The 19585-nt window shown below is 70.4% G+C and carries 28 protein-coding genes and 1 tRNA gene; 15 read left to right on the top strand and 14 right to left on the bottom strand.

The genetic code is table 11. The annotated features are described in order from the left end of the window. Positions 1-48: 48 nt before the first annotated feature. Positions 49-1161, bottom strand: a complete 1113-nt coding sequence (locus ABZV77_RS26190) for a hypothetical protein (RefSeq protein ID WP_356261394.1) — start codon at positions 1159-1161, stop codon at positions 49-51. A gap of 45 nt (positions 1162-1206) precedes the next feature. After that, entirely contained in the window at positions 1207-1740 is a 534-nt protein-coding gene (locus ABZV77_RS26185) for a hypothetical protein (RefSeq protein ID WP_356261392.1), read from the bottom strand. Positions 1741-1770: 30 nt separating this feature from the next. Here ABZV77_RS26185 and ABZV77_RS26180 point away from each other — a divergent pair, with 30 nt between their 5' ends. Then, on the top strand, positions 1771-2343 hold the full coding sequence (locus ABZV77_RS26180) for a hypothetical protein (RefSeq protein ID WP_356261390.1): 573 nt from the start codon (positions 1771-1773) through the stop codon (positions 2341-2343). A gap of 42 nt (positions 2344-2385) precedes the next feature. Here ABZV77_RS26180 and ABZV77_RS26175 read toward each other — a convergent pair whose 3' ends face one another. The 7 genes from ABZV77_RS26175 to ABZV77_RS26145 form a co-directional block, all read right to left on the bottom strand. After that, on the bottom strand, positions 2386-2787 hold the full coding sequence (locus ABZV77_RS26175) for a hypothetical protein (protein WP_356261387.1): 402 nt from the start codon (positions 2785-2787) through the stop codon (positions 2386-2388). Positions 2788-2795: 8 nt separating this feature from the next. Continuing rightward, the gene (locus tag ABZV77_RS26170; RefSeq protein WP_306335136.1) at positions 2796-3086 is read right to left on the bottom strand and encodes a hypothetical protein; all 291 of its coding nucleotides are present in this window, start codon (positions 3084-3086) and stop codon (positions 2796-2798) included. Between the two features lie 153 nt (positions 3087-3239). Next, positions 3240-3854: a phage tail protein gene (locus ABZV77_RS26165; protein WP_356261384.1), complete on the bottom strand. Its 615-nt coding sequence runs from the start codon at positions 3852-3854 to the stop codon at positions 3240-3242. A gap of 104 nt (positions 3855-3958) precedes the next feature. After that, positions 3959-4360, bottom strand: a complete 402-nt coding sequence (locus tag ABZV77_RS26160; protein WP_356261383.1) for a hypothetical protein — start codon at positions 4358-4360, stop codon at positions 3959-3961. A gap of 214 nt (positions 4361-4574) precedes the next feature. Further along, positions 4575-4772, bottom strand: a complete 198-nt coding sequence (locus ABZV77_RS26155) for a helix-turn-helix domain-containing protein (protein ID WP_356261380.1) — start codon at positions 4770-4772, stop codon at positions 4575-4577. Beyond that, the gene (locus tag ABZV77_RS26150) at positions 4769-5311 is read right to left on the bottom strand and encodes a hypothetical protein (protein WP_356261379.1); all 543 of its coding nucleotides are present in this window, start codon (positions 5309-5311) and stop codon (positions 4769-4771) included. The genes ABZV77_RS26155 and ABZV77_RS26150 overlap by 4 nt, the downstream gene beginning before the upstream one ends. Then, the gene (locus ABZV77_RS26145; RefSeq protein ID WP_356261377.1) at positions 5311-5529 is read right to left on the bottom strand and encodes a hypothetical protein; all 219 of its coding nucleotides are present in this window, start codon (positions 5527-5529) and stop codon (positions 5311-5313) included. Before ABZV77_RS26145 ends, ABZV77_RS26150 begins: the two co-directional genes overlap by 1 nt. A 542-nt stretch (positions 5530-6071) precedes the next feature. Here ABZV77_RS26145 and ABZV77_RS26140 point away from each other — a divergent pair. The 4 genes from ABZV77_RS26140 (at position 6072) to ABZV77_RS26125 (ending at position 8620) form a co-directional block, all read left to right on the top strand. Beyond that, positions 6072-6428, top strand: coding sequence for a transcriptional regulator (locus tag ABZV77_RS26140; protein WP_055565485.1), 357 nt, complete (start codon positions 6072-6074; stop codon positions 6426-6428). A 55-nt stretch (positions 6429-6483) separates the two neighbouring features. After that, positions 6484-6975 carry a hypothetical protein gene (locus tag ABZV77_RS26135; RefSeq protein WP_356261374.1) on the top strand — a complete coding sequence of 164 codons (492 nt, stop codon included), beginning with the start codon at positions 6484-6486 and terminating at the stop codon, positions 6973-6975. Between the two features lie 105 nt (positions 6976-7080). Further along, positions 7081-7938, top strand: a complete 858-nt coding sequence (locus ABZV77_RS26130; protein ID WP_356261371.1) for a hypothetical protein — start codon at positions 7081-7083, stop codon at positions 7936-7938. Further along, positions 7874-8620, top strand: a complete 747-nt coding sequence (locus ABZV77_RS26125) for an ankyrin repeat domain-containing protein (RefSeq protein WP_356261368.1) — start codon at positions 7874-7876, stop codon at positions 8618-8620. The genes ABZV77_RS26130 and ABZV77_RS26125 overlap by 65 nt, the downstream gene beginning before the upstream one ends. Positions 8621-8658: 38 nt before the next feature. Here ABZV77_RS26125 and ABZV77_RS26120 read toward each other — a convergent pair whose 3' ends face one another. The 3 genes from ABZV77_RS26120 to ABZV77_RS26110 all read right to left on the bottom strand — a co-directional run bounded on the left by ABZV77_RS26120 (position 8659) and on the right by ABZV77_RS26110 (position 11657). Further along, positions 8659-9216 (bottom strand): GNAT family N-acetyltransferase, encoded by a 558-nt coding sequence (locus ABZV77_RS26120; RefSeq protein WP_356261365.1) that lies wholly within the window; start codon positions 9214-9216, stop codon positions 8659-8661. Positions 9217-9314: 98 nt separating this feature from the next. Continuing rightward, positions 9315-10916 (bottom strand): ABC-F family ATP-binding cassette domain-containing protein, encoded by a 1602-nt coding sequence (locus tag ABZV77_RS26115; protein ID WP_356261362.1) that lies wholly within the window; start codon positions 10914-10916, stop codon positions 9315-9317. A gap of 150 nt (positions 10917-11066) precedes the next feature. After that, on the bottom strand, positions 11067-11657 hold the full coding sequence (locus ABZV77_RS26110) for an HhH-GPD-type base excision DNA repair protein (RefSeq protein WP_356261360.1): 591 nt from the start codon (positions 11655-11657) through the stop codon (positions 11067-11069). Between the two features lie 850 nt (positions 11658-12507). Between ABZV77_RS26110 and ABZV77_RS26105 the strand changes: the two genes are divergently transcribed. Together ABZV77_RS26105 and ABZV77_RS26100 are read left to right on the top strand one after the other, a co-directional pair. Then, a complete protein-coding gene (locus ABZV77_RS26105) occupies positions 12508-12831 on the top strand; it encodes a hypothetical protein (protein WP_356261357.1) in 324 nt (107 codons plus the stop codon). A 56-nt stretch (positions 12832-12887) separates the two neighbouring features. Next, positions 12888-13046, top strand: coding sequence for a hypothetical protein (locus ABZV77_RS26100; protein WP_356261356.1), 159 nt, complete (start codon positions 12888-12890; stop codon positions 13044-13046). A 57-nt stretch (positions 13047-13103) separates the two neighbouring features. Here the strand turns inward: ABZV77_RS26100 and ABZV77_RS26095 are convergent, their stop codons facing one another. Continuing rightward, positions 13104-14654 (bottom strand): helicase HerA-like domain-containing protein, encoded by a 1551-nt coding sequence (locus ABZV77_RS26095; protein WP_356261353.1) that lies wholly within the window; start codon positions 14652-14654, stop codon positions 13104-13106. 264 nt (positions 14655-14918) lie between these two features. On the opposite strand from ABZV77_RS26095, the gene ABZV77_RS26090 reads away from it, so the two are divergent. Next, complete coding sequence (locus tag ABZV77_RS26090; RefSeq protein ID WP_003955420.1) at positions 14919-15215, top strand: type II toxin-antitoxin system VapB family antitoxin; 297 nt, start codon at positions 14919-14921, stop codon at positions 15213-15215. 194 nt (positions 15216-15409) lie between these two features. After that, complete coding sequence (locus tag ABZV77_RS26085; RefSeq protein WP_356261350.1) at positions 15410-16063, top strand: LytR C-terminal domain-containing protein; 654 nt, start codon at positions 15410-15412, stop codon at positions 16061-16063. Here the strand turns inward: ABZV77_RS26085 and upp are convergent, their stop codons facing one another. Further along, a complete protein-coding gene (upp, locus tag ABZV77_RS26080; protein ID WP_356261347.1) occupies positions 16064-16699 on the bottom strand; it encodes a uracil phosphoribosyltransferase in 636 nt (211 codons plus the stop codon). A gap of 99 nt (positions 16700-16798) precedes the next feature. Here upp and ABZV77_RS26075 point away from each other — a divergent pair, with 99 nt between their 5' ends. The 6 genes from ABZV77_RS26075 to ABZV77_RS26050 all read left to right on the top strand — a co-directional run bounded on the left by ABZV77_RS26075 (position 16799) and on the right by ABZV77_RS26050 (position 19401). After that, positions 16799-16969, top strand: a complete 171-nt coding sequence (locus ABZV77_RS26075; protein WP_167355623.1) for a hypothetical protein — start codon at positions 16799-16801, stop codon at positions 16967-16969. A gap of 251 nt (positions 16970-17220) precedes the next feature. Then, complete coding sequence (locus tag ABZV77_RS26070; protein ID WP_356261634.1) at positions 17221-17778, top strand: hypothetical protein; 558 nt, start codon at positions 17221-17223, stop codon at positions 17776-17778. An 84-nt stretch (positions 17779-17862) separates the two neighbouring features. Next, entirely contained in the window at positions 17863-18294 is a 432-nt protein-coding gene (gene tadA / locus ABZV77_RS26065; protein WP_356261631.1) for a tRNA adenosine(34) deaminase TadA, read from the top strand. 70 nt (positions 18295-18364) lie between these two features. Then, positions 18365-18452: transfer RNA gene (locus ABZV77_RS26060), tRNA-Ser, on the top strand. A gap of 426 nt (positions 18453-18878) precedes the next feature. After that, entirely contained in the window at positions 18879-19058 is a 180-nt protein-coding gene (locus ABZV77_RS26055) for a hypothetical protein (RefSeq protein ID WP_356261344.1), read from the top strand. Between the two features lie 49 nt (positions 19059-19107). Then, positions 19108-19401, top strand: coding sequence for a Dabb family protein (locus ABZV77_RS26050; protein WP_356261341.1), 294 nt, complete (start codon positions 19108-19110; stop codon positions 19399-19401). The last annotated feature ends 184 nt before the right edge of the window (positions 19402-19585 follow it).

Genomic DNA, 19585 nt, shown 5'->3' with positions numbered 1-19585 from the left:
CTCCTCCTGTTCTGTTGTGGCTTGCTGTGCCGTTGCGACTTGCCGGGGCTATCGGCGGGCGAGGGCGCGGCGGCCCGCGAAGACGGCGCGGGCGATGGTCTGCGAGTCGACGTCGACGTGGACGGGCCGGTCGGCGAGGCGCTCCATGGCCTCGGCGAGGCGGCGCAGGGCGACGGCGTTGCCGCCACCGGCGCTGATCATCCGCTCCAGCCTGGAGAGCGGGATGACGGCCTCGCTCTCGCCCGCCTCGCCGACGAGCGCGAGCGTGCCGCCGTTGCGGGCCTGGACGATGCCGCCCTGGGCAAGGTGCGGGACGGGCACGTGGAGCCGCGGGAACCCGAAGGACTTGCCGCCCCACTTGGGCACCCAGCTGGGGATGGAGATCTTGATCCCGGCGAGGACGTTGAACACGCCGTTCAGGGCGGTGGCGAGCCCCTTGATCGGCGTCAGGATCAGATTGCCCAACCCCTTGACCAGCGGCTTGACGAAGTCGACGGCGGCGCGGGTGCCGGTCTTGATGCCCTTCCAGGCGGCGTTCATACCGCGCTTGAGGGCGGCGGTGACCTTGTCCATCTTCACGAACTGGGTGATCAGCGGGGCGGCGAGCGTCATGATCAGCCCGAACGGGCTGCCCGCCATGGCGAGGTTGAGCCCCTTCTGCGCGGCGCTCGCCCCCTTGAGCCCCTTGCCCAGCTTGCCCATGGACTTGCCGCCCTTGTCGGCGTTCTTGCCCGCCTTGCCGACGGACTTGTCCACGGCGTCGGCCTGGCGCTTCACGTCACGCAGGGCGGTCTTGGCCTTGTTCGCGGCTCCGCGGAGCTTGTCGAGCGAACTCTTGAACTTGTCGGATTCCTTCTTCGCCTTCCCCAGGGACCCGTCGGCGCTACGGAGCCCGGAGTGCAGCTTCTTGACCGCGCTGCTGCTGCTGTTGGCGGACGTACGAAGCTTGCCGACGGCGGTCGCGGCGGACCCGGTGGACTTGCCGAGCTTGCCGACCGCGGTGGCGGCGGAACTCGTCGGCCTGCCCAGCTTGTTGACGGACCCCGCGGCGGATCCGGTGGACTTGCCCAGCTTGCCCACCTGGGTGGCCGCCTGACTGGCGGCGCCGCGCATGCGGCCGAGTTGGGTGGCCGCGGTTGCTATGGACTTGTTCAGTGCCATGTCTGTCTACCTGCTCCTCTGAATGTCTTCTCCTCGCTCGCCACGTCAGAAGCGGGCATTGAGCCGGTCGATCTCTGCCCTCAGCATCTGCACGTTGGCATTGGCCTGTTGCGACTCCCGCCTCAGTGAGCTGAGCTGACTGTCCCGAAGTCCATGGAGCTGGCTCCTCTGCTGACTGGCGGTCGCCCGGAGGTCGGAGAGGTCGGCTTTGCGGCGGAGCTTCAGATTGAGGTCGCGGGAGAGTTCGGTTATCCGCTGATCCACGCGGGTCATGTCCGACCGAATTCTGGTGATATCGGTCCTTGCCGTGGTGAGTTCGGACCGGAGCGACTCGGGGTCTCGGCGCGCGTTCCTGTCGCGGTTCTTCTCCCACTCCGCCTTCACGTCGAGCTCGGCACTCCACAGCTTCACACCGGTGCCGAGACCGGTGAACTCGGCCGAGACCCCGGTTGCCGCAGCGGTGGCACCGGCAACATCCGCCTTGGCGCCGCCGTATTCCAGCTTCGTCGAGAACGACTGGACCGACTCCTCCAGACCTGTAACTCTATCTACTAGAGACTTGCCCTCACTGTCACTCATGGCTTTACATCTCCTTGGAAAGGTTCAGTCATGTCTGCGAATACTGGTACTCAATTTTCCGGCCGCGGAATGTTCGAGTTCGATGTCCCCAAGCATCTGGCCGGGGGGAAATTCGTTGTCGAGGCACGATGCAGAATGCTCGGCCCCGGCTTTGAGATACACGGCGAGACCCATGAGGACGGCGTCACCAAGCACCAGCACATAGGCTTTGTGCACTGGGGTGCCACTATTCACCTGATGATTCCAGAACAGTACGGAAGACTGGTCGTCAAGGGCGCATCGAGTGACCGCAAAACCGGCCGCTGGAGCCTGGAATGCAAGAGCTTCTCGGAGCTCCCCGAATTCTCACCGGAGAACTCAGCCAGCGCATCGCGCATGTTTCTCGTCCGCGGTGGGGCAAGGTCCGCAGACGTGGAATTCGCGGGCCCAGGCTCCGTACGGCACTTCGATCTCGAAGGCGGCAAGGAACAGGAGCTCGTCAGTAACACCGGCAGCTTCCGCGGAACCGTCACGGTCCCCGGAGAGGGCGTGGTCGCGATCTCTCCGCCCTTCGGCGAATGGGGTCCGATGCAGAAGTGGAAACTCACCCTTCGCGGACGCTGACCCCACCGGCTCCCCGTCAGGAGAAGCCGTCAGGAGAAGCCGTCAGGAGAAGAAGGAGACCAGTTGCTCCGCCGACGGCATGGCGGGCTCGGCGTCAGGTGCCCGTTCCTCGGCGCGGTCCTCCGGAGGACGTGGCGTGCCGGGCCGTGGCAGTGGCTTCGGCGGGTCCAGGGGATCCGCATCCTCGTCCTGGTTGACCGTCGCGAACATCCAGTTCGCGTCGGCCAGTTGGTCCACCACGTGCGCCAGGAGATAGTCACCCACCGACCACTCCGCCGCCTCCCCCTCCGCCTCCCGCGCCACCGCCCCGTCCCGCGGCAGATGCCGGATCAGGACCGCGAGGCGGCGGGAGGACAGACGGCCGCGGTGCCAGTCCAGGAGGTCGAGGCCGTAGAAGCGGAGCAGGTCGGCCTCCAGAGCCTCGGCGTGTTCGTCGACGAACACGCCGAGGCTCAGCCTTCCCCCAGGCCGAGCCCGGTCTCCTTGCCGTACGCCTCCAGGATCGCCGCGATGTCCTGCATCGTGACCTCATGCCGCTCGAAGCGGGCGTACTGCGCCTCCCCGAGGAGGAGTTCGAGCAGGCCGTCCACATCGTTGTCGTCGAGGTCACGCAGTGCGCGCGCGGTGGCGCGGGTCAGTTCGGTCGGCAGCTCGAAGCTGTCCGAGTCGAGCTCGAAGGTCCAGGCCCGGCCGAGCGCTTCGAGGCGCTGGGCGCGGGCGGCATTGACGTTGAAGCCGGACACGGGTCTCTCCTTCGGCAAGGCGACGCCCGGCCATGCTGGGGGCACGGGCCGGGCGTCGCTGGGATCCTATGCGGTCGCGCGCAAGCGCAACCGGCGATTTTGCGCAATCAACCAACAGGGCAGGAGCGGGCCGGGGCGGGCCCGCTCCACCTACTAGTAGGACGTGGACAGTTCCTTCATGCGGAAGCTGGCCAGCGGCGCGGTGTCGTTCTTGGCGAGCGCCGTGAACGTCACGCCCAGCTTCACCGCACCGGTCCGGGTCAGACCGATCTCCTCGGTCTCGGTGACCTGCCCGCGCGGCACGACGAACCGGTAGATCGACGCACCGTCGGTGAACTCGATGCCCAGCGCCCGCTCGTCCGCCACCGGGGAGTTGGCGAGGTCGTACGTGAACTCCTTGAACTCGGGATCGGCCTGCGCGTCGAGCCCCGCCGGCGGGGTGGTCGTGGTGGTGGCCGGCTTGACCGCGCCACCGCCCATGAAGAAGGCCAGGGTCGCCTTGTTCAGCTGCATCAGCTGGAACTTCACCGTGAGGTCACGGTCGGAGTAGATGAACCGCGCCGGGCTCACCGACTGCCAGGTGTCGACCGGGTCGATCTTGTCCTTCTTGTTGAACTTGATGCCGTCCGTCGTGGTGTAACCGAGGTCGGTCCACTTCGCCGGGTCCCACGCGGTGGCGATGGTGGCCGGGGCCTCGGTCTCGACGGGCGCGATCAGCACGCGTCCGGTACCGGCGACGCGGATTTCCTTGCCGTTGTTGCCTGCCATGGGTACTCCTCAGATCTCAGTTGGTACGACGAAGGCCCCGCCGGATCGGCAGGGCCTGTGGTTCTGGTGCGTGGTGCGTGGTGCGTGCGGGGAGACGCGGGTGCTCACTCGGGGCGGATCGAGATCCGCACCGTCGACAGGTACCGGTTGCCCGCCGGGCGGTTGTAGTCGGGCAGCCAGCGCGGCCCGTCCGCCTCGGTGACGTCGGTGACGACGGCCCCGCCGTACGAGGTGCCGGCCAGTTCGAGCACACAGGCACGGGCGGCGAGGGAGATGCCGTGCGCGGTGGACTTGTCCGGGCCGTAGACCTCGAGGTCGAGCAGCGGCTGGTCGAGATGCCGGTCGTCGATCCACGCCCCGCCGACGCGGGAGACGAGGACGGCCTTCTGGGTGCCGTCGAACCCGGCGGGCGGCTTGTTGTCGACGACCGAACCGGCCAGCTCGGCCCGGTTCTTGAGGAAGTCGACGACGACGCGTTCCGCGTCGGGAAAGGTCAGGATGGACACATGGACACTCCCTGTCAGTCAGAAGGGACATGAGTGAGGGCAACACGAAGCGGCAGGTCCGCCGCCCCGGTGCGGGGCGCAGCTCTGCCGCTGCTTCAAGTGTGATCCAGGGTCCCGGATCCCGCAACTGATGCCGGAACAGCCCCTGTTGAGCCACTCCGGAACACGCGAAGGGCCCCGCACCACCCGGTGCGGGGCCCTCGTCCTCGTACGGCTATGTCTGCGGCCGCGCCGCCCCCACCCCTCGTACGAAGCGCTCGGCGGCGAACACGTCCTCCAGGCGGTACATCGAGCGCCGCCCCTGCCGCCCCGCGGCCTTCAGGTGGCCGAGCTGCACCCACTTGCGGATGGTCGCGGGCGAGACGTCGGCCTCGGTGGCGGCGAGGTCTCCCGAGATCAGCGGTGCGTTCATGCCGTCTCCTCCGCCTCGTCGAGCACGTGTCGGCAGGGCGGGTTCACACACATCGCGACGCCTCGCTCGGGAAAGGCCCGCAGCGAGACCGAGCCGCAGGCCGGGCACCGCCCCGGAAGCCGCACCAGCTGCTCGGGGTCCCCCAGGGCGCGTGCGCAGCGGTGGGCCATCCGGCGGGTCTCCTCCTCGACGTGGGCCGCCAGGTCGGGCATCTCCCGGAGCGCGTCGAGGAGTTCGGCGAGTCGGCCGAGGCGGACCGCCACCGGGGCGGCGGAGATGCGGCGCAGGCCGAGCCGGTCCCGCACGGCCTCCTCCAGTTCGACCACGCCGTCACCGATGTCGCGGAGGGCGTCGGAGACGTAGAGGCGTACGGGCGCGAGGGTGGACGCGGCCGGACCGCCGCCCCGTACCTCGCGGAACGTCCGTCCCGTGCCGGGCGCCAGCTCCGCCAGGAGCAAGGGGTACCGGCGGCGCAGCGAATCGATCCAGAGGGCCGCGCGCCCGACCGAGCCGCTCACCATGATGTCCCCACCGCTCATCACGAACTCCCCTTGGCCGACTTATTGGCCGACTTGCGCGGTTTGACCTCGCGGCCGTTGCGCCACAGGCGTCCCCCGCTGACCCCGTCGAACCAGGTGCGCGAGGGATCGACGATGGCTTCGCACTCGCGCCGGATCGGACACTGATTGCAGGCGCGCAATACCGGCGCCGCCTCGGCGGGGGTGCGAGTGAAGACGTACTGCTGGGGGAGATCCACGCAGGCAGCGTCCCGACGCCAGTCGGGAGCCTCGTCCGGGCTGGGCCCGGAGACTTGTGCGCCAGTAAAAGCGCTGTTCAGAGCAGGTGCGAGCAGATCTGGCCGATTGGGCATGCGCAACCCCTCCGCAGGTATGCGAACATTAGTTCGAACACGTCGATGCGTGATCAGAGTTCCACGCTGCGTGCGCATGCGCAACTAAAAACAGAGAGGCGTGAGGCAGGAAGGGACGTAAGGGGTGGCTGGAAATAACCGCTGCGACAACACCACGAAGGCGCCACGACGGCCCGCCGGGCGCACTCCGGCGCCCGCCTGCGCGGGATCTTCACAACAACGTGCGAGCGCGCACATATTTCGGTGCGCGCACGATCGGTACCCTCGCTCTGCGACGAGGGGAGAACGACGACATGGTGTCCAGCCCGCGGGCCAGTGCCCGCAGCGAACAGGGGTACCGACCCGGGAGCGACCACGAGCAGGGCCGGGAGAGTGGCCGAAACCGAGCGGACGAACTGGAGGAGTTCGCCGAGTGGATCGAGGGCGTGATGCGCGAGCGCGGCTACGACATCGACAGTCCGCGCGGCGGCGGCAAGTCGAAACTGGCGGACGACGCAGGTGTGCACCGGGCCGCCGTCAGCCGCCTCATCCAGCGGCAGAGCATGCCCGACCTGGAGACGATGCGACGCCTCGCGGCGGTGCTCGGAGTTCCGCTGCGGGACATGCTGATCCGCTCCGGCCGACTGTCCGAGAATGACCTGCCGATCGCGGCGGGGCGAGGCGGGGAGACCGATGCCCCCCGACTGCTGAGCCCCGAGGAAGCGGCCCGGAGAATGGGGGTGCCCCCAGAACTGCAGGCGGTCTTCGTGAGGGTCACGAAGGCGTTCCTGCCGCAGGTCGAGTAGCCGAACAGCAGGGGGCCGAACTTGCGCAGCCCGGGGGCACAGAGGGAGTGCGAACATGCCGACTGACGAAGCGGAGGGGCCGTCCGGGGGCGCACGGCGTCGCGGTGCGGGGCGCCATGACGTCGAGAGCGGAACGAGGGCGTCGGAGGAGCTCGCCTACCTCGTCGGCGCGCTGCTGATCGAACTCGGCTCGAAGATCCAGGAGGCCGGGATCGACGGCGTCCGGATACTCACCGAGGAGGAGGCGCAGCAGAGCCAGCTGCGCTGGTTCCGCGAGGGCTGGGCGGAACACGCCCGCGCGGCGGAACACGCCCGCCCGTCCGACGCCGACGCCGAGGCTCCGGCGGGCCACGTGGACGTGGAACCCCCATCGGCAGCTGCCGCATCCGCGAGGCTGCTCCGGTTCCCCTCGGACACGCCACGAGGCACGCACCCGCTCCCGATCGTGGGCAGGGACGAGGCCCGCGGCACACGGGACTTGATGGCGCACCGGCCGCGCAGGCGGCGGGAGCAGGACGACCCGAAGCACACCGGCCCCGACGAGTAGGCGGGCTCTCCTCCGCCGCACCGCCACCACCTGTCACGTATCCTCCGCATTCGCCCGTCCGGGCGAAGAATTCCGGGCGAAGAATCAGGAAGAGGATGGACGCCGGTGTCACTGGTCCCACGGGTCTCACTGGCCGCACTGGTGTCGCGCCTGGCCGGGTGGTGCCGGAACGCCGTGCTCCATGAGTGGCGGAACGTTGTCGCAGGCCCGTGCCGCAGGCTCTGGGAGCGCGGCCCCCTCGGCGTCTCGCTGGCCGTCCTCGCCAGCGTCGCCGTGATCGGCCTGCACGAGTTCCAGCAGACGACCGCCGGTGCCGGTGTGGTGCGTGTGCTCAGTGAGGTGCGGGCCGACCAGCCCGTCTGGCTGTCCCTGCTGCGCACGCCCGTCTCGCTCTTCGTGCCCGCGGTGGACCTGCCCGCGTGGGGCGGCCTGCCCCGCCTGTTCCTGGCGTTCGCACTCGCCGAGCTGCTCTTCGGGCGCGTACGCACGCTGGTGGTCGCGTACGCCGTCACGCTCGCCGGAACCCTCGGGGCGCGCGTGATGATCGCCCTCGGCCCCGACCGGCTCGGTCTCCCCGCGGAGGCCGCGCACACGGTGGACACGGGGGCCTCGGCGGCGATCGTCGGCCTCTTCGCCTTCACGGCCGTGACCCTGCGGTCGCCGCTGCTCTTCCTCGCCGCGGTCGTCCCGACGGTGGCCGGTTCGATCGCCGAGCCGAACCTCGCGGGCCGCGAGCACCTGGTCGCCGTCGCCGTGGCGATGATCCTCGCGATCGTCCTGCCCGGCCGGAAGGAAGGCCAGGCAGAATCGAAGGAAGCCGATCAGGCTGACCAAATCCACCAGATCCAGCAGATCCAGCAGATCCAGCAGATCCAGCAGATCCATCAGGAGGCCAGGCATGGCGGTTCTCGACGCGGGCGACCCACTGGCCGTCGCGGTGACCGGAGCGATCAGGACCGGTGACGTCCCGGCACTGCGCGAGTTGCTGGACGCGCACCCCGGGCTCGCCGTCACGGGCATCGAGCGGACCGGCGAGGCGGCGGGGACGCGCAGCCTGCTCCACATCGCAACGGACTGGCCGGGCCACTTCCCCGCCGGACCCGAGGTCATCGCGGTCCTGGTCACGGCCGGTGCCGACCCGGACGCCCGGTTCGTCGGCGCGCACCGGGAGACGCCCCTGCACTGGGCCGCGAGCAACGACGACGTCGCGGCGCTGGACGCGCTGATCGCGGCCGGTGCGGACATCGAGGCGACCGGGGCGGTCATCGGGGGCGGCACACCGCTGGCCGACGCGCGCGGCTTCGGGCAGTGGCGGGCGGCCCGGCGGCTCCTGGCACACGGGGCGCGGACGACCTTGCAGGACGCGGCGACGCTGGGCCTCGTCGACCGGGTCGCGTCCCTCGTCGAAGGCGGGGCGGAGGGGGCGGACCCGCCCGGCGCCGACGACATCACCAGCGCCTTCTGGGGCGCGTGCCACGGCGGACAGCAGGCGACCGCTCGCCTTCTCCTGGAGCGGGGCGCCGACCTCGACTGGATCGGATACGACGACCTGACGCCGCTGGACGTCGCCGTAGCGGCCGGAGCCGCCGAGGTCGCGGAATGGCTGCGCGCACAAGGCGCAAGGACGCACAGGGAGTTGGCGTAACGACCGCGCCGCGGTCCGCTCGCTGCTCGGCCGAGGGGTTACTCGGCGGGGGCCGCGTAACAGTGCAGGGCGACCCGCTGCCCCGGCCCCCACTCCTGCTCGACGATGCCGAGCAGCTGCCATCCCATGCGTTCGTAGAGCGCGGCCGCCGAGGCGTCGGTGGACACCACGTCAAGGACCGGATGCAGTCCGCGCGCCCGCGCCTCCCGCACGGCCCGCCCCATCAACAGGGCACCGATCCCGTGGCCGCGGGCGTCCGGCGCGACGAAGAGGCGGCTCACCACCGCGGCCGCGTCGGCTCCTTCGCCCCCCGCCCGCTCGCCCCAGAGCCCGGGCGCCTCGTCCCCCGCCCCTGGCCGGGACAGCCCCACGTGGCCGACGACCCGCCCGTCGAGCTCGGCCACCCAGGCCCCGAAGGCGTCGGCTCCTTCCAGCCAGCCGCCGGGCTCCCGCGGCCAGTTGACCGGATACCCGTCGGCTTTGTGGACGGCGGCGAGCACACCGACGCAGGCCTCCAGGTCACGCTGGCCGGAACGTTCCCGCAGCCGCAGGACGGGGTGGCCGTCTGCCGCGTCGGCGGCCCGGTCTCGTCTCATCGAATCATCGAATCACAGTGGCCGACCGAGCACGCCCCGCACGCCCAAGTAGACACTCCGACAACAGCGTTACCGTCCATACCTACCCACCCCACCCATCAGGCGAGCGCGACGAGCTCCCGATAGCCGGAGCTCCACAAATCCTCCTCTCCGTCAGGGAGGAGCAACACCCGATCCGGCCGCAGGGCGTCGATGGCGCCCTCGTCGTGCGTGACCATCACGATGGCTCCTGGATACGTCCCCACAGCACCCAGGACCTCACCCCTGGACGCCGGATCGAGGTTGTTGGTGGGCTCGTCGAGGAGCAGGACGTTCGCGCCGGAGTGGACGAGCCCGGCGAGCGCGAGCCGCGTCTTCTCGCCGCCCGAGAGGACCGAGGCGGGCTTGTCCGCGTCGTCGCCGCCGAACAGAAAGGCCCCCAGAACGCGCCGCACCTCGCCATCCGTCAGATGCGGGGCGGCGCCCGCGAGGTTCTCCCGGACGGTCAGCGCACCGTCCAGGGTGTCGTGCTCCTGAGCGAAGTACCCGAGCCGCAGCCCGCTCCCGGCAACCACCCGCCCCGTGTCCGGGAGTTCACGCCCGGCAAGCAGCCGCAGCAGCGTCGTCTTCCCGGCCCCGTTGAGACCGAGGACGACGAGCCGACTCCCCCGGTCGACGGCCAGATCGACACCGTCGAGCACGCGATGGGACCCGTACGCCTTGGCCAGCCGCACCGCGCCCAGCGGCATGCGGCCGCACGGCGCGGGCTCCGGCAGCCGGATCCGCGCGACCTTCTCGCTCCGCCGCACCGGCTCGGTCCCGGCGAGCATGCGTGCGGCGCGCCGGTCCATGTTCTTCGCGGCGGTGGCGGTGGCGACGTGGGAGCGCATCTTGTCGGCCTGGGCGCGCAGCGAGGCGGCCTTGCGCTCTGCGTTGGCACGCTCACGGGTACGCCGCCGCTCGTCGGCCGCGCGCTGGGCGCGGTAGGCCTGCCAGCCGGTGTTGTGGACGTCGATGGCGGTACGCAGCGCATCGACGTGCAGGACGCGGTTGACCGTATCGGCGAGGAGCCCGGTGTCGTGGCTGATGAGCACGACGCCGCCCGGATATCCGGCCAGGTAGGTGCGCAGCCACGCCACCGAGTCGGCGTCCAGGTGGTTGGTCGGCTCGTCGAGGAGCACGGTGTCGTGTCGCGCGAACAGGATCCGCGCGAGCTCGACGCGGCGCCGCTGGCCGCCCGACAGCTCGCCGACGGGCCGGTCCAGCACTCGCTCGGGCAGCCCGAGCCCAGCGGCGACCCGGGCGGCCTCCGCCTCCGCGGCGTACCCGCCGCACGCCTGGAAGCGGTCCTCCGCGCGGGCGTAGGCGGCCATGGCCCGCTCCTGCGCTGCCGGTCCCCCGGCTTCGGCCATGGCGGCCTCGGCGGTACGCAGCGCCGCGACGGCCTCGTCCAGGCCCCGCGCGGACAGGATGCGGTCGGTGACGGTGACGGCGGGGTCGGCGGCGCCGGGATCCTGGGCGAGATACCCGACGGAGCCCGTCCGGCTGACGTCGCCGTCGGCCGGGGCCTCCCGCCCCGCGAGGATCTTCATGAGACTGGTCTTGCCCGCGCCGTTGCGCCCGACCAGGCCGACGCGGTCGCCGGGGGCGATGTGGAAGGAGACGTGGGACAGCAGAAGGCGGGCGCCGACGCGCACGTCGACACCTCGAAGGGTGATCATTGGGTAACGCTCCGCAATAGCGAATGGACACACGGGTGACGTGAAGGCGTGTGTCCCAGCTAGGAAATGCGAGGCGTAGACATACCTCCGAGACTAACGCCGCACTCGCTCCCCCCGCACGCGATTTCCACCCCGACCGCAGACGTCCGCCTACTTCCCCTCCCCTGAGGCGGCGGCCTTCGCCGCGGCCTTCAGCTCCTGCTTGTGGGCGCGGACCTTGTGCAGGGAGTCCGGGCCGGTGATGTCCGCGACCGAGCGGTACGCCTTGGGGGCGCCGTAATCCCCCGCCGCCTCCCGCCAGCCCTTCGGCCTGACGTCCATCTGCTTGCCGAGCAGCGCCAGAAAGATCCGGGCCTTCTGCTCACCGAAGCCGGGCAGCGCGTGCAGCCGCCCGAAAAGCTCCTGCCCTGATGCGGCATCCCGCCACAGCGCGGTCGGGTCGCCCTCATAGTGGTCGACCAGGTACTGACAGAGCTGCTGGATCCGCTTGGCCATCGAGCCCGGGTAGCGGTGCACCGCGGGCTTGGCGGAGAGGAGCGCGGCGAACTCCTCGGGGTCGTACGCGGCGATCTCGTGGGCGTCCAGGTCGTCCGCCCCCAGGCGGGTGGCGATCGTGTACGGCCCCGCGAACGCCCACTCCATGGGGACCTGCTGGTCCAGAAGCATGCCGACCAGCGCGGCGAGCGGACTCCGCCCGAGCAGCGCGTCCGCGTCCGGCTCCTGAGCAAGATGAAGCTCCATACCCCGATAATCCCCCGCAGCCCACACCCCCGCAGCCCGAGCCCCGCAGGTGCCCTGCGCCGTCCGGCGGAGGTAGGAACCTCAAGCCCGCCGCTCCGCGGCGGATGTTCCCCACCCACCCACCCGTTTGCCCTGCGACGTCCAGCGGGGGTAGGGGCTGGGACTGTCCCGGCGTCGCCAGGGTGGGGGGTGGGCGGGAGGCCCCGTATGCGGCCAAGGGTGGGTGGGCGGGAGACCCTCCGCAGCAGCGGAGGTAGGGGCCGGGGCTTTCCCGGCGTCGCCAGGGTGGGTGGGAAACCCCGCAAGCGACCAAGGGGGTGGGGGGACTCTCCGCAGCAGCGGGGCAGGGGGCGAAGCCGCCCCGGCGTCGCCAGGGCAGGGGTGGGTGGGAGAGCCCGCGAGTGGCTGAGGGGACTGGGTGGGCGGGTGGGAGGCCCTTTGCAGCCGTCAGTAAGGCCAACGGCCCCGGGGCCCCTACCGGGCCGGGGCGTGAGTGGGCGGGTGGGGGGTGCTCAGGGGGCGAGGGGGCTGGGCGGGCGGGAGGCCTTTGCGGTCGTCGGCAAGTTCAGCGGTCGAGGAGGCCGTCCGCCTCCGCCGGGCCGCAGCCGCGTACGAGACGGGAGGGGACGTGGGGGTATGTGCGCACGGAGCACCGAGCCGACCGGGGCGGTCAGAAGGTCTTCAGGCGGGGCGTAGGGATGGCGAGTACGTACATGCCCCCGCGGCCCCGCACCCACAGACGGGCCACAGGCGCAGACGCGCCCACCGGGCGCACCAGCCCCCTAGCCCATGAGGGCGGCATCCGGGCCCGGTGCGATCGAGGAAGCGTCCGCCAGGGGACATGCCCTCCATGAGCGCCCCGCCCCCTCCACCACGCCGCCACCCCGCGTGGCCAAGGGCGCTGCTCACCCTCCTCCTGGTCCTCCTGGCCGCCCTCGCCCCGGCCCCCACCACCCCACCACCCCCCACCGCCCTCTCCACGGAGACCAGCAGCGAGACCCAGCACGACGTCACAGACACGGCCCTGCGCCTCCCCACCCGCCACGCCACCCGGCTGCCCACCGCACGGCCCCACGCCCCGGCACCGCCCCACCGCACCACGAACCCCACACCGGCCCCGCCCCACCTCCACCCCCACGTCCCCACCCCCCGCTCGGTGGTCCTGCGCTGCTGACAGGAGGGCAGAAGCAAACGCCCTCCACCCCACCAGCACGAGCAGAAGGACACCTCATGCCCATGGACCCCTACGCGGCCCTGCAAGCACTGCTCCGCGCAGAAGCAGTACGCGCGACGCCTCCCGAGGAACCCCGCCCGGCACCTCAGGCGCCTCTTGAGCACGACGACCACGCTCCCGAGCACCACCGTCGTCAACAGCCCAACGACGCCTGACCCAGCCGAAGGCGACGGCCGGCGCAGGACGAACCGCTCAAGGCGCCCCCGCCAGACTCAGCGCCTGCGCCGAGCCGTCCCGAACACGGACCGCGAGATCTCCCGCCCGATCTGCGTCCCCATGGACCGCAACAGGGACTTGAACATCCCGCTCCCTACGACTTGCTCCACCACAGACCCAGACCCAGACCCAGACCCAGACCCACCCCCGGCCGACTTGCCCCGAGCCGCACTCTCCGCCTCGGCCGCCGCCTCCGCCGCCTGCGCCCCCGCCACCCTCTCCGCCTCCCGCGCAGTCAACTTCTCGTACGCCGACTCCCGATCAACCGCCTCCGCGTACCGCGAATAAAGCACCGACGACCGCACGGCCTGCTCCAGCGCCCCCGCCTCCACCGGCCCCATCAGCGACTCCGGCGCCCGCAGCCGCGTCGCCGCGACCGGCGTGGGCGCGCCCTTCTCGCTGAGCACGGTGACCACGGCCTCACCCGTACCGATCCCGGTGAGGATCTCCTCCAGGTCGTACGCCGAATCGGGAAACGTCCGCACCGTCGCCTTCAGCGCCTTCTGGTCGTCGGGAGTGAACGCCCGCAGCGCGTGCTGGACGCGATTGCCGAGCTGCCCGAGCACGTCCGCGGGCACGTCCTTCGGCGTCTGCGTCACGAAGAAGACGCCGACGCCCTTCGAGCGGATCAGCCGCACGGTCTGCGTGATCGCCGCGAGGAACGCCTTGGAGGCCCCGTTGAAGAGCAGATGCGCCTCGTCGAAGAAGAAGACGAGCTTCGGCTTCTCGATGTCGCCCACTTCCGGCAGGTCGTTGTAGAGGTCGGCCAGCAACCACATCAGGAAGGTCGAGAAGAGCTGCGGCTTGTCCTGGACGGCGGGCAGTTCCAGGACCGACACAAGACCCCGCCCGTCCGGCGCCAGCCGCAGGAACTCGCTCGTGTCGAACTCGGGCTCTCCGAAGAAGTCGCCCATCCCCTGCGCCTCGAAGGCGGTGAGCGCCCGCAGGATGACCCCGGCCGTCACGGTCGAGAGCCCGCCGATGCCCTTGAGCTCCGGCTTGCCCTCGTCCGAGGTGAGGAAGGTGACGACCGCGCGGAGGTCCTTCAGGTCGACCAGTTCCAGCCCCTTCTGGTCGGCGTAGTGGAAGATCAGGCCGAGCGACTGCTCCTGGGTCTGGTTGAGCTGCAGCACTTTGGAGAGCAGCACGGGCCCGAAGCTGGTGATCGTCGCCCGGACCGGAATCCCCGTGCCGATGCCCCCGAGCGCGTAGAACTCGCTCGGAAACCCGGTGGCCTGCCACTCCTGCCCCACGTCCGCGGCCCGCTCGGCGACCTTGTCACCCGCCTCGCCGGGTACGGAGATCCCCGAGACGTCGCCCTTGATGTCCGCGAGGAAGACCGGGACGCCCTGCGCGGCGAGCTGCTCGGCGATGAGCTGCAGGGTCTTGGTCTTGCCCGTACCGGTGGCCCCGGCGACCAGCCCGTGCCGGTTGAGCATGGGCAGCGGGATGCGGATCTGCGCGTCGGCGAGGCACTCCCCGCCCCACAGCAGCGCACCGAGTTCGAGGGCGGGCCCGTCGAAGGCGTACCCGGCAGCGATCTCCACGGCTTCCCGAGGCAAACCAGCACCCACACCACCGTCCACCCCCGCGGAACCCTCGCCTCCGCCCGTCACCTCCACGCTCGGCGCAGACTCGTTCGGGCGGTTCACGCGGCCCGGCATGGACGGAATCGACTGGCTCTCGCTCACTTCGGCCCCTGTTCCCGGCTGACGTGTTCCCGGTTTGACCCGATTTAAGGCGTCATTTCCCAGGGTCGCACTCCGTCGCCATGGCTGCGCCCGGAGAGCCTTGCCCGGTAGGCTTTCCGTGTGATCTTCAAGCGCATCGGAAACGGCCGGCCGTACCCCGACCACGGCCGGGAAAGCACCCGGCAGTGGGCGGACGTCGCGCCGCGCCCGGTCCGCCTCGATCAGCTCGTGACGACCAAGGGCCAGCTCGACCTGGAGACCCTGCTCGCCGAGGACTCGACGTTCTACGGCGACCTCTTCGCGCACGTCGTGAAGTGGCAGGGCGACCTCTACCTCGAGGACGGCCTGCACCGCGCGGTCCGCGCCGCGCTCCAGCAGCGCCAGGTGCTGCACGCGCGCGTGCTCGAACTGGGCTGATCCAGGACCGCCGGGCCCACACGACCCACTCGACCCGCACACCCCACCCCACCCCACCCACCCGCACGGGCGACCCACACCGCACCGGCCATTCAGGCGACCCCACGTCCCGCATTGGCCCTTTCGGGTTGGACTGGGCCCCGGGTAATGATCATTTAGTAGGCATCGCCGTCCGGCCGCACTACGCTGCGCCCATGAGCATGCTCACTCCCCCCGGCATGGGCGGCAAGTACCGCATCACGGGGGACAAATATCCACGGATGCGCCGCCCGAGCGGTCGCCGCAGGATCGTGCTCGCGGTCATCGCGTCCGCCGCGGCCATCGGCCTGATCGGCTGGGGCACCCTGCAGCTCATCGACGTGTTCACGGGCGGCAGCAAGGCATCGGCCGCGGGCCACGCGTCCCAGGACTGCGACCGCAAACCGGCCGCCGCCTCCTCGGAGCCGGCGCGGAAGCCGAAATCGCTGCCCAAGCCGGGCCAGATCACCGTCAACGTCTTCAACGCCACGCCCCGCGGCGGCCTCGCCAAGAGCACCGCCGACGAGCTCAAGAAGCGCGGGTTCGCCATCGGCAAGGTCGGCAACGCGACGAAGACGTACGACAAGAAGGTCAAGGGCACCGGGCTGCTGCTCGGCGCCCCGTCGGCCGCGGACACCGCGATCCCGGTGCTCGGCACGCAGCTCGCCGGGGCCGAGCACCGGTCCGACGCCCGCAAGGGCGGCGAGGTCGACCTGGTCATCGGCAACCAGTTCAAGAATCTGGCCAAAAAAGAGGACGCCGACAAGGCCCTGGCCGCACTGGCCAAGCCCAAGCCGACGCCCACTCCGTCGGGCAAAGAGAACTGCTGACTACTCCGCGGTCCCGTACATCCGGTCACCCGCATCACCGAGCCCGGGCACGATGTACCCCTGCTCGTTGAGCCGCTCGTCGACCGAGGCCGTCACGACCGTCACCGGCGTGCCCGCCAGCTCGCGCTCCATGATCTCGACGCCCTCAGGGGCGGCGAGCAGCACCACGGCGGTCACGTCGTCGGCGCCGCGCTTGATGAGTTCCCGGATCGCCGCGACGAGCGTGCCGCCCGTGGCGAGCATCGGGTCCAGGACGTACACCTGACGCCCGGAGAGGTCCTCCGGCATGCGTGTCGCGTACGTGGAGGCCTCCAGGGTCTCCTCGTTGCGGATCATGCCGAGGAAGCCCACCTCGGCGGTCGGAAGCAGCCGCACCATGCCGTCGAGCATGCCGAGACCGGCGCGCAGGATCGGCACCACCAGCGGACGCGGGTACGACAGCTTCACGCCGGTCGTCCCCGTCACCGGGGTCTCGATGTCGACCTGCTCGGTGCGCACGTCCCGGGTGGCCTCGTACGCGAGCAGGGTGACCAGCTCGTCGGCGAGGCGCCGGAAGGTCGGGGAGTCGGTGCGCTTGTCGCGCAGCGTGGTGAGTTTGTGCGCCACCAGCGGGTGGTCGACGACGTGGATCCGCATGACATCAACAGTAACCGGGCCCGGGCCCCGCGCCTCTCGCTGGCATCAACACCGCCATCCGAGGGAAGGTGGTGACGTACGAACTGAGGTGGTGTGGCTATGACGGGGCACAGTCCGGAAGACGAGACCGACACCGAGCGCCGCAGGCGGCGCGCCCAGTTCCTGCGTGAACGCACCGAGGCCATCGAGCTCCGCGACCGCGTGAAGCCGCGCCGCGCCCGGGCGGCACGCATGCGGCAGCAGATGCGTATGCGCACGTTCCGCTGGTAGCCACCCGCGCCGCGACGAGCCCGGTGGCGGACCTGCCGAAGGCCACCACGAAGGCCGCCACGAGGACCACCTCGAAGGCCCCGGAAAAACGCGACGCGGAACACAGCGGCCGGAAGACCTCTCCTGACGGCGCCGTTTCTGCCACGATTCCGAATGGGCGGGGCTAGGTACCGCATCCCCGCTCCCCGACCTCGCCGGGGGGACCCCAAAACCGCCAACCGGCACTGCCTATGACCAGTGGGAGAGTCACGGTGTACTTCGCCGCACTGCTCGCGCGCACCGAAGACGGGTGGGAAGCGAGCGACACGGAGCTCGACGATGTGGAGACCCTGTCGGATCTGGCCGACCTGGCCCGTGAAGCCACGGCCGATTACGACGACGACACGGTGCTCGTCTTCATCGAACAGGAAGACGCGTGGTTCGGCGTCGTCCGCGTGGACGGTGAGGAGGACCCTCGTATCTATGTGTCCGACGCGGCCGCGGCCGCCCGCAGCTCGTACGGGGAGATCCTGCTCACCGACGAGATGCTCGGCCGGGACCCGGACGACGAAGGGGCGGACGACCTGGACGCCCTCGACCTCGATGGCACGGAGGACGGTGAACCCGAGGCCTCCGAAGCCGAGGCGGACCCGGACGCCGAAGCCGAAGCCGGTGCGTCGGGGGTGCCTTCCGGGCCGCTCGGCGACTCGGAGATCCTCGCCGACCTGGGCGTACCCGAGAAGGATCTGCTCGGCCTGGAGAGCGGCGACGCGCTCAGCGAGATCGCCGACATCCTCGGAGCGGCGGAGGTGCTCGAGACCGTCCGCTAGGTTCCCGGTGTGAACGACCGCACCGACATCAGCACCGATCCCGAAGCCGATCCCGATCCCGTACGCGACCGCTGGCGGGCGCCCATGCGGCTCGCTCTGGCCGAGGCCGAGCTCGCCGTCAGGGGCGGTGACGTACCCGTCGGCGCCGTCGTGCTGTCCCCGGACGGCACGACGGTGCTCGCGGTCGGGCACAACGAACGCGAGGCGGCCGCCGACCCCACCGCGCACGCGGAGGTGCTCGCGCTGCGCAGGGCCGCCGCCGAGCTGGGCGAGTGGCGGCTGACGGGCTGCACGCTCGTCGTGACGCTGGAGCCGTGCACCATGTGCGCCGGTGCGCTCGTGCAGTCCCGCGTGGACCGGGTCGTCTATGGAGCGCGCGACGAGAAGGCGGGCGCGGCGGGCTCGCTCTGGGACGTCGTCCGCGACAGAAGGCTCAACCACCGCCCCGAAGTCGTCCACGGTGTCCTCGCGGACGAGTGCGCCGCGCAGCTGACGGACTTCTTCCGCAACCGCTGACCCGAGCCGATTCAAGAAGCTGCCCAAACGGATTTCAGTCCACGGCCCACCTTGGGCTAGAGTTCCTCTCGGTAGCGTGTCCGAGCGGCCGAAGGAGCTCGCCTCGAAAGCGAGTGAAGGGTAACCCCCTTCCGTGGGTTCAAATCCCACCGCTACCGCTCTTGATACGAAGGGCCCGTCCTCAGGGACGGGCCCTTCGTCGTGCACTGGATAGAAGAAGCACGCATACAGAGAACCCCGGCGCCTGCACGGCACCGGGGTTCTCTCCCGTCAGGACGGGGGAAGCGGCATCGGGGGGACAATCCGCTCCCCCCGACGAGGACAGGCCCTCAAGTCAGCGCCGCCGTCAGGGGGGAAGCAGACGGCGCGGACCCCGCAGTAGGGCCGGTCCCTCGCCCCGCGGATTCCTGCCAGATCCGCTGGGGCTCATCACCAATCCTGCGCCCCGCACCCGTCTTTGAGCGCGGGCAAAGGGCCTCTGCTGCCGGGTCGTTGGTCCCTAAAAGCCCCGTGAGTACGGTCCGGGTTAGACTCGCCGCCGTCACAGGGGTCACACGGGGCACGGCAAGGGGAGGCCAGAGATCGTGGCAGTGCAGTGGAAGAAGCTCGGCCTTTTCGCGGTGGTCGTCTTCGTGCTCTACGTGATCATCACCGACCCGGCCAAGGCCGCGGACTACGTGCAGATAGGCTTCGAAGGCGTCTCGAGCGCCGCTCAGAGCATCGGCGACTTCATGACGTGGGTCGCCAACGGAGGCAAGGACTGAGCGGTCGCCCCGGCCGCCGAAGCCGCCAAGACCTCTCCAAGGAGTGCCCGTGATCCGCCATCTGGTCCTCTTCAAGCTCAACGACGGCGTGCAGCGCGACGAGCCGCGCGTGGTCGAGGGCGTCAAGGCCTTCCGCGCCCTCGGCGGGCAGATCCCGGAGCTCACGTTCTGGGAGTGCGACTGGAACATCACCGACCGCCCCATCGCGTACGACTTCGCCATCAACTCGGCGGTCGACGACGTGGATGCGCTGAAGCGGTACCTGGAGCACCCGGCCCACCAGGCGGGCGTCGCGCTGTGGCGCGAGTTCGCCACGTGGGTGATCGCCGACTACGAGTTCTGAGCCACCCGCCCCACCTGCTCCCCGAAGGGCCCCGCACCGCGAAGGTGCGGGGCCCTTCGCTCTCGTACGCCTCAACTTGCCTTCAACACGTAGTTATCAGGTGCTTGCACACAGTGCACATGTCTTGTGATGCTATGACCGCTTTTGACGGATGAGTTGACCGAGGTCGACCGCACGTCGACCG

Source organism: Streptomyces sp. NPDC004732 (assembly GCF_040609235.1).
Classification (GTDB): domain Bacteria; phylum Actinomycetota; class Actinomycetes; order Streptomycetales; family Streptomycetaceae; genus Streptomyces.
Note: the sequence above shows the minus strand (reverse complement) of the source record. Positions and strands in the feature narration are given on the sequence as shown.

Bases quoted from the DNA above. Each gene is read 5' to 3' on its own strand.
- ABZV77_RS26125 (WP_356261368.1), top strand. From the start codon at position 7,874: ATGGCGGTTCTCGACGCGGGCGACCCACTGGCCGTCGCGGTGACCGGA.
- ABZV77_RS26110 (WP_356261360.1), bottom strand. From the start codon at position 11,657: ATGGAGCTTCATCTTGCTCAGGAGCCGGACGCGGACGCGCTGCTCGGG.
- upp (WP_356261347.1), bottom strand. From the start codon at position 16,699: ATGCGGATCCACGTCGTCGACCACCCGCTGGTGGCGCACAAACTCACC.
- ABZV77_RS26150 (WP_356261379.1), bottom strand. From the start codon at position 5,311: ATGAGCGGTGGGGACATCATGGTGAGCGGCTCGGTCGGGCGCGCGGCC.
- ABZV77_RS26155 (WP_356261380.1), bottom strand. From the start codon at position 4,772: ATGAACGCACCGCTGATCTCGGGAGACCTCGCCGCCACCGAGGCCGAC.
- ABZV77_RS26140 (WP_055565485.1), top strand. From the start codon at position 6,072: ATGCGCGAGCGCGGCTACGACATCGACAGTCCGCGCGGCGGCGGCAAG.
- ABZV77_RS26185 (WP_356261392.1), bottom strand. From the start codon at position 1,740: ATGAGTGACAGTGAGGGCAAGTCTCTAGTAGATAGAGTTACAGGTCTG.
- ABZV77_RS26085 (WP_356261350.1), top strand. From the start codon at position 15,410: ATGAGCATGCTCACTCCCCCCGGCATGGGCGGCAAGTACCGCATCACG.
- ABZV77_RS26120 (WP_356261365.1), bottom strand. From the start codon at position 9,216: ATGAGACGAGACCGGGCCGCCGACGCGGCAGACGGCCACCCCGTCCTG.
- ABZV77_RS26115 (WP_356261362.1), bottom strand. From the start codon at position 10,916: ATGATCACCCTTCGAGGTGTCGACGTGCGCGTCGGCGCCCGCCTTCTG.
- ABZV77_RS26100 (WP_356261356.1), top strand. From the start codon at position 12,888: ATGCCCATGGACCCCTACGCGGCCCTGCAAGCACTGCTCCGCGCAGAA.
- ABZV77_RS26180 (WP_356261390.1), top strand. From the start codon at position 1,771: ATGTCTGCGAATACTGGTACTCAATTTTCCGGCCGCGGAATGTTCGAG.
- ABZV77_RS26135 (WP_356261374.1), top strand. From the start codon at position 6,484: ATGCCGACTGACGAAGCGGAGGGGCCGTCCGGGGGCGCACGGCGTCGC.
- tadA (WP_356261631.1), top strand. From the start codon at position 17,863: ATGCGGCTCGCTCTGGCCGAGGCCGAGCTCGCCGTCAGGGGCGGTGAC.
- ABZV77_RS26075 (WP_167355623.1), top strand. From the start codon at position 16,799: ATGACGGGGCACAGTCCGGAAGACGAGACCGACACCGAGCGCCGCAGG.
- ABZV77_RS26165 (WP_356261384.1), bottom strand. From the start codon at position 3,854: ATGGCAGGCAACAACGGCAAGGAAATCCGCGTCGCCGGTACCGGACGC.
- ABZV77_RS26190 (WP_356261394.1), bottom strand. From the start codon at position 1,161: ATGGCACTGAACAAGTCCATAGCAACCGCGGCCACCCAACTCGGCCGC.
- ABZV77_RS26105 (WP_356261357.1), top strand. From the start codon at position 12,508: ATGAGCGCCCCGCCCCCTCCACCACGCCGCCACCCCGCGTGGCCAAGG.